This window comes from Cellvibrio sp. 25HG11W-0 (assembly GCF_057815475.1).
In genome coordinates this window covers 2,557,153-2,570,793 of sequence record NZ_CM174230.1, presented here as the reverse complement: position 1 = coordinate 2,570,793, position 13,641 = coordinate 2,557,153, and the positions used below count along the sequence as shown (strand labels likewise).

Below are 13,641 nucleotides of genomic sequence, written 5' to 3'. Positions count from 1 at the left end.
CGCTGCCTTTAGCACTTAGGAGTTACACACTATGAAAATGAAAACTTTCTGCGCAAATACATTTATTGTTGGCTTAACAAGTTTGGTTATAGCGCCAAGCGTTTTAGCCAACGGCTTCAATTTTGGCCTTGATATTGGGCGAACCGAAGCTAAAAAATATTGCGATAACATTACTAACTGCAGTGCCGCCGACACGGGTACAAAATTCAGTGTAGGCTATGACTTCAGTGAGTATTTTGGTGCAGAACTTGGCTATACCAGCTTTGGTACCATACTGGATTCCAACGATAATTCTTTTGCTGCCAGTCAAGATGCGCGCGCTATTACGCTTACCGCCCTTGGCTACTTACCCATCAATGAAATGTTCAGCCTTTATGGGCGAGCAGGTTATGCACGTTATAACACTAACAGTTCTGGTTCGGTTCAGGGCGTAGCGGTGCGTGATCAAAGTGGCAATACGCCCGTTTTGGGCATAGGTGCAAAAGTCGATTTCAGTTCGCAGTTTTCAATGCGAGTAGAGTTTCAAGATTACGCCAATATTTCACGGGTTGATGGCCGAGAAGATGATGTGCAAGGCCTGTTTATCGGCATGATCTACAGCTTATAAATGACGGCATAGTATTAGGGGTGCAAACGCAAACCCTGAGCATCAAATAGTGCCAACTTCATAGTTCATACCCTAAAACCAGCAACTTGCTGGTTTTAGGGTTTATAAGACTGCCGGCCTGATTAGGCGCTATGTGTGTTACCGAACATACAGCCGGTATCACAAACCCTATGCTCTTGGGTGGTTTCTTAGGTGCGCGCAATGCGAGCATCCTCTGCGGGTGAATAAACTTGCGGCTGAATCATTTCTTCACTCAAACCACCGTGTTACGCCTAGGGCTAAAAAATGAAATTAGTGCTGCATCTTCTGTTGGCTGGTTCAAAGTGGCAAATATGACCGAGAAAAAACGACAGGAGGCACTGTTAAAAACCGGTGCTTTACAGAATGCGATTTTAACCAGCGAAAATTTTTCGATTATTGCCACCGATGAAAAAGGCATTATTCAATTATTTAATGTGGGTGCCGAACGCATGCTCGGCTATTTAGCCGTAGAGGTGGTTAATAAAATTAACCCCAGCGACATTCACGATCCACAAGAGGTGATGGCGCGCGCGCGCGCCTTGAGCCTAGAGTTAGGCACCGACATCAGCCCCGGCTTTGAAGCCTTAGCCTTCAAAGCATCGCGTGGTATTGAAGATATTTACGAGCTTACCTACATCTGCAAAGACGGCAGCCGATTTCCCGCAATCGTGTCGATCACCGCGCTGCGCGATGATTATGGCGATTTGATTGGCTATTTACTGATAGGTACCGACAACTCCCAGCGCAAACAAGCCGAATTTGAGCTGAATCAAGCCATGGCAGTAGCGGAAAAAGCTAACCTCGCCAAGTCTGATTTTCTCTCTAGTATGAGCCATGAATTACGCACGCCCTTGAGTGCAATTTTAGGTTTTGCACAGTTAATCGAGTCGGGAACACCGCCACCAACACCCACGCAAAAACGCAGTGTCGATCAGATTTTGCAAGCGGGTTGGTATCTGCTCGAATTAATCAATGAAATTCTCGATTTAGCCTTAATTGAATCGGGCAAGTTATCGCTTTCATTGGAGCCCATGGGGTTGTCCGATGTGCTGCTCGAATGCTCCGCCATGATTGAGCCACAGGCACACAAACGCAATATTCAAGTAAGCTTCCCTCCGTTTGGTGCACGCTTTTTTGTAAATGCTGACCGAACTCGCGTAAAACAAGTGCTGATTAACTTGCTGTCTAATGCCATCAAATACAATCGTATCGGTGGCAGCGTAGAGGTCACCTGTATAGAGCCTGCGCCAGGCCGAATTCGCATTAGTGTTAAAGATACGGGTGAAGGTTTATCACCAGAGCAAATAGAGCATCTCTTTCAGCCGTTCAACCGCTTAGGTCAAGAGTCAAACACGGAAGAGGGGACGGGTATAGGCTTGGTGATGACCAAGCGCTTGATCGAATTAATGGGCGGCCAAATCGGTTTAGAAAGCTGCGTAGGCAAGGGCAGTGTGTTTTGGTTTGAGATGGACTTGATCAACAAACCCATAACCAAAATTAGCAAAGTGAGTTTCATTGAGCCTCTGAGTTCCTATGCCCACGTTGATGCACCACTGCATCGACTTTTATATGTAGAGGACAACCCAGCCAATTTAATGCTGGTAGAAGATCTCGTTGCGCGCCGCCCTGACATTCAACTGTTGACCGCACGCGATGGCAATGAAGGTGTTGCCATGGCGCGCAGCGCAGCACCTGATGTCATCCTCATGGATATTAACTTGCCTGGCATCAGCGGTATTGCCGCGCTTGCGCTGCTCTCGGCAGACCCACTAACAGCACATATTCCAATCGTGGCGCTCAGCGCTAACGCTATGCCGAGAGATATAGCCAAAGGCATGGACGCAGGCTTTTTTCGCTATCTCACCAAGCCTATTAAGGTTAATGAATTTATGGAAACCCTCGATGTCGCACTGAAATTTGCAAAAGCCAACCCAATGTTGCGGGAGGCAAGCCTGTGATACTCAAAGAAGCTGATATTTTAAATGCAAAGATTTTAATCGTTGATGACCAGCTGTCTAATGTGCAATTGCTTGAGCAGTTGTTAGATGAGGCGGGGTATAGCTCTGTCAGCTCAACCATAGAGTCGGAAGACGTATGTGCCCTGCATCGTCAGCATGCTTATGACTTGATTTTGCTCGATTTACAAATGCCCAGAATGGATGGTTTTCAGGTGATGGAAGGGCTAAAAACCAATCTGTTTGATGACTACTTGCCCGTGATTGTGCTCACCGCGCAACCGGCGCACAAACTGCGCGCATTAGACACTGGAGCCAAAGACTTCATCAGCAAACCATTTGATTTACTGGAGGTAAAAACGCGTATCAGAAATATGCTAGAAGTGCGGCTTTTGTACAAAAAATTGGAAGACCACAGTAGATTGTTAGAAATTAAAGTGGCTGAGCGCACCGCGGAATTACGCGAGAGCGAAGCGCGCTATCGCAGCCTCACCGAGTTGGCGTCAGATTGGTATTGGGAGCAGGATGAGTACGGCCAGTTCACTAATGTTTCCGGGCCTGTTATGGACATACTGGGCATTCACTCTGAGAGCCACGATGCTGATCACGCCAACACAGGTGACAGCAGCGTTGATGGCTGGAACGCCGACGATATAGCACAACTACAGGCGAGTATTGCTGCGCGCGAACCCTTTATCGATTTCACCTTTAGTCGCACGTGCCGCGACGGCTCAGAACAACATTTCCGCGTGAGTGGTGAGCCTATGTTCGATCAGTCCTGTCGCTTTATCGGTTATCGCGGTATTGGCGTGGAATATAAGCATGGAATGGAGTGCAAACAAAGAGTGAGCAGTGATGCCAGTATCAACAAAACCTCCAATTATTAAAGCACCGCTGGCAATTCAACCGGTGAAGCCAAAGGACCAGCGTACTGTCGCCGTGGAAAGGTTGCAGCTTCCCACCTTAAATCATCTGCTCGCCGCCTTGCCCGTCTCAGAGCTAGCATTGTTTGGGGCGCATTTAGAGCTGGTGCCGCTGCGCCTTGGCGATATGCTCTATGAACCCAATATGCAATTAACCCATGCTTACTTTCCCACCACGGCCATAGTCTCGTTGCATTATGTAACGGCTTCAGGTGCCTCAGTGGAGATCGCGGGTGTCGGTAATGAAGGCATGGTCGGTATTTCGCTGTTTATGGGCGGCAACACCACACCCAGTTCTGCAGTAGTGCACACTGGCGGCTACGCCTATCGTTTACCACGCAAGGTATTGTGCAGTGAGTTTGGCCGCAACGAATCACTGCAGCGCTTACTCTTGCGTTACACCCAAGCGCTTATCACTCAAATTTCTCAAACGGCAGCTTGCAATCGCCATCACTCGGTAGAGCAGCAGCTCAGTCGCTGGTTGTTGCTTACCCTTGACCGCATTGGTGCAGGTGAATTTGTCATGACGCAAGAATTGGTCGCCAGCATGCTCGGTGTGCGTCGCGAGAGCGTGACGGCAGCGGCGTCAAGCTTGCAAGACGTAGGCTGTATCAGCTACCGACGCGGCCATATTTCTGTTATCAATCGCGCGGGTTTGGAACTGCGTGCCTGCGAATGTTATGGCGTTGTGAAAAAAGAGATGCATCGGCTGCTGAACTCTACTCAACATTAAAATCAATTGCGCCCAGCGCGCCCTTCGGCCAGAAATGGCTCCCTACTCATCAGCATCCATGAATAATTCGCCAGTTTTTAAGGAAAGCTTGCTGGGTACTTAATAACAGCTTGCTTCAATAACTGTCTTTCAGGCTACCGATCAACCGGCCCCTAATGGTCAGGCTATTCACTCTGCTTTTTATATCCCAAGGCTCACTTATGAATAACGCGCGCTGGGGTAAAACCTTAACTTTCATCAAAACATCAAGTGCGGGCATTTGGCGCCGCCACATCTTTGACCGACGCCTACAGCGACCGAATGATCTCGATCCGCTGCGCGCCGAGCTCTTCAGTGCCGATCAGATGGAGTACTTTGGCAAGCACCTCGCGGGCCAGCACAGTCTGAGTCAATCGCGCACCTGCGACCGTTTATTGACGCGCTTAGATGACAATGAACAGGTTTTGATTAATGCCTGCGCGCTGCTCACCGCCGCAGTCAAAAATCGCTCGCGTATTGCCCCTGCGGGGGAATGGCTGCTCGATAACTTTTACATGATTGAAGAGCAGGTACGCACCGCGCGCCGCCATTTACCCAAAAATTACAGCCGTGAATTGCCGCGCTTAGGCGCTGGCCCATCGGCAGGATTGCCGCGGGTTTACGATCTAGCATTGGCGGCTATTGCCCACGGCGAGGGGCGAATTGATGCCGAGTCGCTCAGCCGTTTTATCGCCGCCTACCAAACCGTTACGCCCTTAAAACTGGGTGAGCTCTGGGCTATCCCGATTATGTTGCGCCTCGCGCTCATCGAGAATTTGCGCCGCGTTAGCCTGCGTATTACCAATGCCCGCACCTTTCTCAATCAAGCCAAAGTCTGGGCGAGCCAGATGATTGAGGTGGCCCAAAGCAACCCTAAAAATTTGATCATTATTATTGCCGATATGGCGCGCTCCAACCCGCCCTTAGAAAGCGCCTTTATTGCCGAGTTAGTGCGCCGTCTGCAGGGGCATGGCCCGGCGCTGGCGCTGCCCTTAACCTGGATTGAACAGCGCCTTGCCGAAGAAAGCATGACCATTGAACAGATGGTACAGTCCGAAAATCAGCAGCAAGCAGTCGATCAGGTTTCCATTAGCAACAGCATTGGCAGCCTGCGTTTTTTAGGCGCCTACGACTGGCGCTTATTTGTAGAGAGCATGAGCATCGTTGAGCAAACCCTGCTGGAGGATCACGCCGATGTGTATCGTCAAATGGATTTTGCCACTCGCGATCAATATCGCCATGTGATCGACCATCTCGCCAAATACAGCAAAATGTCTGAAGCGGATATTGCGCGCGCGGCAATTGAACTTGCACAACGCAATAGCACGAGTACTGAGCCGAAGCCGCACAAAAATCACGTAGGTTACTTTCTTATTGATGATGGTTTGACGCAGCTCGAAACAGCCGTATCGGTGCGCTTACCTTTGGGGGAACGGCTGCGGCGCCAGTGCGCCAAGGTTATTCTACCCCTGTATTTGGGTGCGACCTTTGCGCTGTTGGTGGTGACGGCCCTAGGCCTCTTAGCACTTGCGTATAAAGGTGGAATTGTCGGTTGGCAGTTGGGTGCGCTGGGCCTATTGGCACTGCTCGCCGCGACCCCCTTAGCCACGGCGCTAGTGAATTGGCTGGCAACGCTGTTGGTTTTGCCCAAGCGTTTACCGCGTTTGGATTTTGAGCGCGGCATACCGGTAGAGTTGGCAACCTTGGTGGTAGTGCCAACCCTTATCACCAGCCAACAGGGGATTGAGGATTTATTGGAAGCGCTGGAAGTGCGCTTTCTCGGCAACCGCGATGCGCACCTGTATTTTGCCCTGCTGACGGATTTTGGCGATGCCGACAGCGAAACCCTCCCCGGCGATGACGCACTGCTCGCGCAAGCCAGTGCTGGCATCCTAGAACTCAATAAACGCTACGGCGCGCAGATTGACAGCCATCAAGAGGCTGCCACCCAAGATAGGTTTTTCCTCTTGCATCGCCCGCGCTGCTGGAACGCCATTGCTAAACGCTGGATGGGTTATGAGCGCAAACGCGGCAAGCTCGCCCATTTAAATTTACTGCTGCGCCAAGCCGCGACCGACTTAAGACGCGGGCCGGAAGCGGCAAGCGCCAGACCGCAAACGGAAAATTCTGGGGCATTCTCGGCGATTGTCGGCGATATAGCCGCGTTACCGCGGCTGCATTACATCATCACCCTGGATACCGACACCCAATTGCCGCGCGATGCTGCGCGCCAGTTTGTGGGCACCATGGCCCATCCGCTCAATCGCCCCGTGTTTAACCCCGAGCGCCGCATCATCGAGCGCGGCTACGGTATTTTACAGCCGCGTATGGCGGCCAGCCTGTCCGCCGCCAATCGCTCGCGCTATGTGCAACTCTATGGCAGCGAGCAGGGTATAGACCCCTATACGCGCTCAGTGTCCGACGTGTACCAAGATTGCTTCGGCGAAGGTTCGTTTATCGGCAAAGGTATTTATGACCTCGATGCTTTCGAGCAGGTACTCGCCGAGCGCCTGCCCGATAATCGTATCCTCAGCCATGATTTGCTCGAAGGTTCCTACGCTCGCGCAGGCTTGCTGAGCGATGTTCACCTTTATGAGGATTCACCCTCCCGCTATGAGGCCGATGTAAGCCGGCGCGAGCGCTGGATTCGCGGCGATTGGCAAATTGCCCGCTGGCTCTGGCCGCGCGTGCCGGGCGCCAAAGGGCAAAGCCAAGCCAACCCGCTGTCAACGCTGTCACGCTGGAAAGTTGCCGACAATCTACTGCGCAGTCTAGCGCCAGTTGCCTTGTTACTGTTGCTGCTAATTGGTTGGGTGCGCCTGCCTGAACCCGCACTCTGGACTCTTGTTCTGTTGAGTATTGTGGCGCTGCCACCGCTCTTGGCGACATTGTTGGAGCTGGTGCGCAAGCCTGCTGAAGTCCTGCTCGCGCAACATTTGGCGGTGGTGGTAGCGGCCGCAGGGCGTCATTTGTTACAGGCGCTATTTCGCATTAGCTGTTTACCCTACGAAGCCTGCTTTAGTCTCGTGGCGATTTTGCGCAGCCTGTGGCGCTTATGGTTTGCCCCGCAGCACTTATTGGAATGGCGCGCCTCGGTTGAACAGGAACAAAAAGGGGCAGGGGGCCTGCTCAGCACCTTTGCACTGCTCTGGTCTGCCCCCGTTATAGCCTTGGCGACTGGGGCGGTATTGATACTGTTGAGCCCCGCTAACACCTGGACCGCTTCAGGGGGCATTTCATCCTGGATCAATTCATGGTGGGACAATTCCTGGTGGGGCAATTCATTGTGGGTCGGGGCACCGGTATTGTGCCTATGGTTATTGGCACCCATCGAGGTCCGGTGGCTGGGGCGTCCGCTGGTGCGCAAAGAGGCGAGTTTATCGCTTCAACAAACACTGTTTTTACGCAAAATAGCGCGCAAGACCTGGGCCTTCTTTGAGCGTTTTGTGGTGGCCGAAGACAACTGGCTGCCGCCGGATAACTTTCAGGAAAGCCCTGGCCCCGTCATAGCCCATCGCACCTCACCTACCAATATGGGCTTAGCACTGCTGGGCAATTTATCGGCCTATGATTTTGGCTATATCACCACCCAGCAACTGCTAGAGCGCACCGCCAACACCTTTGGCAGCATGGCCAAGCTAGAGCGCTATCGCGGTCACTTCTTCAACTGGTACGACACCACCAACCTACAGCCGCTGCTACCGCGCTATATTTCCTCGGTGGATAGCGGCAATCTCGCGGGGCATTTACTCACGCTGCGCGCCGGGCTGTTAGCCTTACCTGAGCAGAAAATCGCCCACGAACGAACGTTTGAAGGGCTGCAGGATACTCTTGCCATTTTTACCGAAAGCGTGCACAGCGCAGACGTGTTGGAGCAGCTGCCAGAGGGTATTCAAGCGGCCATTATCAACCTGCGCGGTCGGCTGAAAAGCGCCTGTGAGCACCAACAGAACGCGCCACAAACCATCACCTTAATTGGGCTTTTGCACAGTCTTAACGGCAATTTCAGCAGTGCTAAAAATATCAATACCAGCTTGGCGGCATTGGTTGAGGTCAATCTGACTGCGAGCGCGTCACCCCAAAGCAAACTGTCCTTGAGTAATAGCGTTGATAATTCCATCGCTGTTGCTAGCACCAGCCTTGAGAACAAGAATATAGAAAGTAACAATATAGAAAGTAAAAATATTGATAACAGCAATATAGGAAGCATAGATAACAATACAGACAACAACAGCCTGCACCATGAAGTCATGGTCTGGGGTGAGGCGCTGGTAGCACAAAGCCGTTCAGCACTGGATGAGTTGTTATTTTTTGCACCCTGGCTGGCATTGCCCGCCGCACCTGCTGCGCTAAGTAACCTTGTTGCGCGCCTTGCACAGCAGGCCCCCGAGGCCGACTTACAGGCGCTACCGAGTTTGCGCAGCTTGGCGACTTACCGGCTGAAATTGGTGCCGCTGTTGGATGAGCTCTTACTCAAACCCGCCACACCGCAAGAACTAAAATGGCTGCTGGCGCTGCGCGAATCCGTCGTAACTGCTAGCCAGCGCGCCGAAGAGCGCAGCGCTCGCTGTGCGCAATTGGCCGCCCAAGCCAATAGCTTTGCGGCCATGGATTATGAATTTCTCTATGACCGCACCCGTCACCTTATCGCCGTGGGTTACAACCTAGACGATTATCGCCGCGATAACAGCTTTTATGATCTGCTCGCGTCAGAGGCACGCCTGTGTAATTTTGTCGCCATAGCCCAAGGCCAGTTACCGCAAGAGAGCTGGTTTGCCCTTGGGCGCCAGCGCACCATGGTGGCCGGTGCTCCCGCACTGGTGTCCTGGAGCGGCTCCATGTTCGAGTACCTAATGCCCATGTTGGTGATGCCCAGTTACGAGGACACACTGCTGGACCAAACCTGTCGCGCCGCCGTTGCGTGGCAAGTCGCCTATGGCAAAAAACGTGGCTTGCCCTGGGGGATTTCAGAGTCGGGTTATCACACCTTCGATGCCAGCCTCAACTATCAATATCATGCCTTTGGGGTTCCTGGCTTAGGCTTCAAACGTGGCCTAGCAGAGGACGCGGTGATCTCGCCCTATGCCTCGGCACTGGCCTTAATGGTCGCGCCCGAAGCTGCCTGCGCCAATTTACAGCGCTTGGCCAGCAGCGGGTTTGAGGGTCGCTTTGGCTTTTACGAAGCGGTGGATTACACCCCCGCACGGCTAGTGCGTGGCGAAACCAGCGCGCTGGTGCGCTCGTTTATGGTTCACCATCAGGGCATGAGTTTATTGGCCTTGGCTTATTTGCTGTTGGATCGCCCCATGCAGCGCCGCTTTTGTGCAGACCCGCTGTTGCAGGCAACCCTATTGCTGTTGCAAGAGCGCATTCCCAAAGCCTCGGTACTGCACAACCATGTGGCCGAACACGCCGAGGGCACGTCTCAGTTTGGACTTAATGAAGCCCCAACCTATACCCCGATTGAAGCGGATACTCCCAAACCCGAAGTGCAACTGCTGTCCAATGGTCGCTACCATGTAATGGTCACCAATGCTGGGGGCGGTTACAGCCGTTGGAAAGACCTTGCGGTTACCCGCTGGCGCGAAGATGCCACGCGCGACAACTGGGGCATGTTTGTCTATTTGCGCGATGCAGAAACGGATGACTTTTGGTCCGCGAGCCATCAACCCACGCTTAAGCGCGCCGACAACTATGAGGCGATGTTCTCCGAAGGGCGCGCTGAATATCGCCGCCGCGATCACGACATAGAAACCTATACCGAACTGGTGGTTTCCCCTGAGGACGATATAGAACTGCGCCGCTTGCGCATTACCAACCGCAGCGCGCGCACCCGCATCCTGGAAATCACCAGTTACGCTGAAGTGGTACTGGCCTTGCCCGCCGCCGATGCCACGCAAACCGCCTTTGGCAATTTGTTTGTGCAAACAGAGATTATCCCCGGGCGCCAAGCGTTGCTGTGCACGCGCCGCCCCCGTTCGGTAGGCGAGCACACGCCCTGGATGTTTCACCTGTTATCGGTCAATGGCAGTCCGGTCGATCAAGTGTCTTATGAGACTGATCGCCTAGAGTTTACTGGCCGTGGCCGCACGCTTATGGCCCCCCAAGCCATTACCGAAGGCGGTCCGCTTTCAGGTAGCCAAGGTTCGGTGCTTGATCCCATTGTCGCCATTCGCTGCCGCATAACGCTCGAAGCAGGGCAGGTAGCCACCCTCGATTTTGTGAATGGTACAGCGGATAACCGCGCTGCCTGTCTTGCCTTGGTAAGTCGCTATCAGGATCGTCATTTGGCCGACCGAGTATTTGACTTGGCCGCCACCCACAGCGGGGTCAACTTGCGCCAGCTCAATGCCAGCGAGAGCGATGCGCAGCTCTATCGGCGCCTTGCCAGTTCGGTACTTTACGCCCATTCGGCGTTGCGGGCTGAAGCGAGTGTGCTCATTCAAAATCGACGCGGCCAATCGGGGTTATGGGGTTACGCTATCTCTGGCGACTTGCCGATTGTGTTGCTTAAAATCGCCTCCGGCGATCATATAGAACTGGCGCGGCAACTCATTCAATGCCACGCCTACTGGCGCTTAAAAGGCCTGTCGGTGGATTTGGTAATTTGGAACGAAGACCATGTGGGCTATCGTCAGCGCTTGCAAGATCAAATTATGGGGCTGATTACCACCGGCAGCGAAAGCCATGCGATAGATCGCCCGGGAGGTATTTTTGTGCGCTCGGGGGAGCAGATCTCGCAGGAGGATCGCATACTGCTGAAATCGGTCGCACGAGCCATTATTGACGGTGCTCGTGGCAGCTTGGCAGAGCAGGTGAACCGGCGCGGCTTGCTGGAGAAAAAAGTCGCGCGTCTTGTGCCCAGCCGCACGCGCACCGCAGAAGATCAACAGCTGCAACTCATAGCGCCGCGCGCCGACCTGATTCTCACCAATCCTCTTGGCGGTTTCACACCCGATGGACGCGAGTACATTATCACCAGCACCGCCGCGCAAATGACCCCCTTGCCGTGGGTCAATGTTATTGCCAACCCCAACTTTGGGACGGTCATTTCGGAGGCGGGCCTAGGGTATACCTGGAGCGAAAATGCCCATGAGTTTCGCCTGACGCCTTGGTGCGATGACCCTGTTGGCAGCGCCGGCGGCGAGGCGATTTACCTGCGCGATGAGGAGACCGGTCATTTTTGGTCGCCCACGCCTTTGCCCAAACGCGGCCTTGCCCCCTATGTGACGCGTCACGGTTTTGGTTACAGCGTGTTTGAACATATCGAAGACGGTATTCGCTCGGAGCTGTGGGTTTATGTGGACTTAGAAGCCTCCATCAAATTCTCGGTACTCAAAGTTAGCAATGAATCCGGCCGCCGCAGGCGCTTGTCGGCCACCGGTTATGTGGAGTGGGTACTGGGCGATTTGCGCACTAAATCGGCGTTGCATTTGGTCACGGAAATTGACGCCAGTAGCGGCGCGCTGTTTGCGCGCAATGCCTATAACAGTGAATTTGGCGGGCGCGTCTGCTTTTTTGATGTAGATGATAACGCGCGCAGCCTCACCGGCGACCGCACTGAATTCCTCGGGCGCAACGGCTCGCTGGGTAACCCAGATGCACTCACCCGAGCGCGTTTGTCCGGTCGTTTAGGTGCGGGCTTAGACCCTTGCGGCGCAATCCATGTGCCCTTTGAATTGGAAGAGGGGCAGTCGCGCGAGGTTATCTTTCGCCTTGGCGCCGCGCAAGATTTAGAGCAGGCGCGCACATTGGCTCAGCGTATGCGCAACATTGGCTCGGCCCGCGCCGCACTCACCCGCGTGCACGACTACTGGACCAGCACCCTTGGTGCGGTGCAAGTGCAAACCCCAGACCCAGCCTTTAACGTGCTCGCCAACGGCTGGCTGTTGTACCAAACCCTGGCCTGTCGGCTCTGGGCGCGCAGTGGCTATTACCAATCCGGCGGCGCCTATGGTTATCGCGATCAACTGCAGGACACCATGGCCTTAATGCACAGCCAGCCGAGCATGATTCGCACCCAACTGCTGCGTGCCGCCCAGCGCCAATACCCTGAAGGCGATGTGCAACACTGGTGGCACCCACCCCAAGGGCGCGGGGTGCGCACCCGCTGCTCAGACGATTATTTATGGCTGCCACTGGTCACCTGCCATTATGTTGAAGGCACTGGCGATACCGGTGTACTCGCCGAACCCCTGAGTTATTTGAGTGGACGTTTACTCAATGAAGACGAGGAATCCTATTACGATTTGCCAGGGCAGAGCAGCGATCACACCAGCCTTTATAAGCACTGTGTGCGCGCTATTGAACACGGCCTTAGATTCGGTGAGCGCGGTTTACCGCTGATGGGGTCGGGCGACTGGAATGACGGCATGAACCTCGTTGGCATTCACGGCAAGGGCGAAAGTGTTTGGTTGGGTTTTATGCTTTACAAGGTGCTTATCGCCTTCGCTAAGGTTGCCGAACAACAGCAGGACCCAGGCTTTGCCCAGCGCTGCCGGCGCGAGGCTAAACAGCTGCAAACCAATATCGACCAGCACGCCTGGGACGGCAACTGGTACAAACGCGCCTGGTTTGACGACGGCGTGGCACTGGGCTCGGCGGTTAACGACGAGTGCCGCATAGACTCCATCGCCCAAAGCTGGTCGGTGCTCTCGGGCGCAGGCGACCCCCAGCGCGCGCGCACCGCCATGGCCTCGCTGGATACCCATTTAGTACGCCGCGATAAAGGCATTATCCAACTGCTAGACCCACCCTTTGACAAGTCAGCCATGAACCCCGGCTACATTAAAGGCTATGTACCCGGCGTGCGCGAAAACGGCGGCCAGTACACCCATGCCGCCATCTGGGCGACCATGGCGTTTGCGGAACTGGGCGACAATCGTCGCGCCTGGGAGCTGTTTAATATCATCAACCCCGTCAACCACGGCAACAGCGCCGCCGCCGTCGCTGTTTACAAAGCCGAACCCTATGTCGTCGCCGCCGATGTGTACGCCATAGCGCCGCACACCGGGCGCGGTGGTTGGAGTTGGTACACAGGTTCTGCGGGTTGGCTCTATAGATTAATGGTCGAATCGCTCTTGGGCGTTACGCGCGCAGGCACACATCTGCGCATCAAACCTTGCCTGCCGCACAACTGGCCTGGATACACCTTGGAATATCGGTTTCAACAAACGCTCTATCACATCAAAGTGACGCAATCACTTGAGCAGCCCAGCACTGTTTGGCTCGATGGTGTAGTGCAGGACGGAAATGCCTTTCCCTTAGTAGATGACCAGCAAGAACATGAAGTGGACGTTGTAGTGTTAGTGCCTTTATAGCGTTTAAATGAGGCCTTATGCGAAAGTATCACCTAAGTGTGTGTGCTTTCGCACCGACTACATC

Annotated in this window: 5 protein-coding genes; all 5 read left to right on the top strand. The window is 53.9% G+C overall.

All coding sequences use genetic code 11. The features are described from left to right. The first annotated feature begins 31 nt into the window (after window positions 1-31). The 5 genes from AC0KUT_RS10810 to AC0KUT_RS10790 all read left to right on the top strand — a co-directional run bounded on the left by AC0KUT_RS10810 (window position 32) and on the right by AC0KUT_RS10790 (window position 13,577). Complete coding sequence (locus AC0KUT_RS10810) at window positions 32-607, top strand: outer membrane beta-barrel protein (RefSeq protein ID WP_488829895.1); 576 nt, start codon at window positions 32-34, stop codon at window positions 605-607. A 332-nt stretch (window positions 608-939) separates the two neighbouring features. Beyond that, complete coding sequence (locus tag AC0KUT_RS10805; RefSeq protein ID WP_488829894.1) at window positions 940-2,586, top strand: PAS domain-containing hybrid sensor histidine kinase/response regulator; 1,647 nt, start codon at window positions 940-942, stop codon at window positions 2,584-2,586. Further along, entirely contained in the window at window positions 2,583-3,470 is an 888-nt protein-coding gene (locus AC0KUT_RS10800; RefSeq protein WP_488829893.1) for a response regulator, read from the top strand. The genes AC0KUT_RS10805 and AC0KUT_RS10800 overlap by 4 nt, the downstream gene beginning before the upstream one ends. After that, complete coding sequence (locus AC0KUT_RS10795; protein WP_488829892.1) at window positions 3,439-4,239, top strand: Crp/Fnr family transcriptional regulator; 801 nt, start codon at window positions 3,439-3,441, stop codon at window positions 4,237-4,239. The genes AC0KUT_RS10800 and AC0KUT_RS10795 overlap by 32 nt, the downstream gene beginning before the upstream one ends. Before the next feature lie 200 nt (window positions 4,240-4,439). Next, complete coding sequence (locus tag AC0KUT_RS10790) at window positions 4,440-13,577, top strand: glycoside hydrolase family 94 protein (protein ID WP_488829891.1); 9,138 nt, start codon at window positions 4,440-4,442, stop codon at window positions 13,575-13,577. Window positions 13,578-13,641 lie beyond the last annotated feature (64 nt).

What these genes read in the sequence shown, in the direction of transcription:
- AC0KUT_RS10805 (WP_488829894.1), top strand. Translation starts at nt 940, where the DNA reads ATGACCGAGAAAAAACGACAGGAGGCACTGTTAAAAACCGGTGCTTTA.
- AC0KUT_RS10795 (WP_488829892.1), top strand. Translation starts at nt 3,439, where the DNA reads ATGCCAGTATCAACAAAACCTCCAATTATTAAAGCACCGCTGGCAATT.
- AC0KUT_RS10790 (WP_488829891.1), top strand. Translation starts at nt 4,440, where the DNA reads ATGAATAACGCGCGCTGGGGTAAAACCTTAACTTTCATCAAAACATCA.
- AC0KUT_RS10810 (WP_488829895.1), top strand. Translation starts at nt 32, where the DNA reads ATGAAAATGAAAACTTTCTGCGCAAATACATTTATTGTTGGCTTAACA.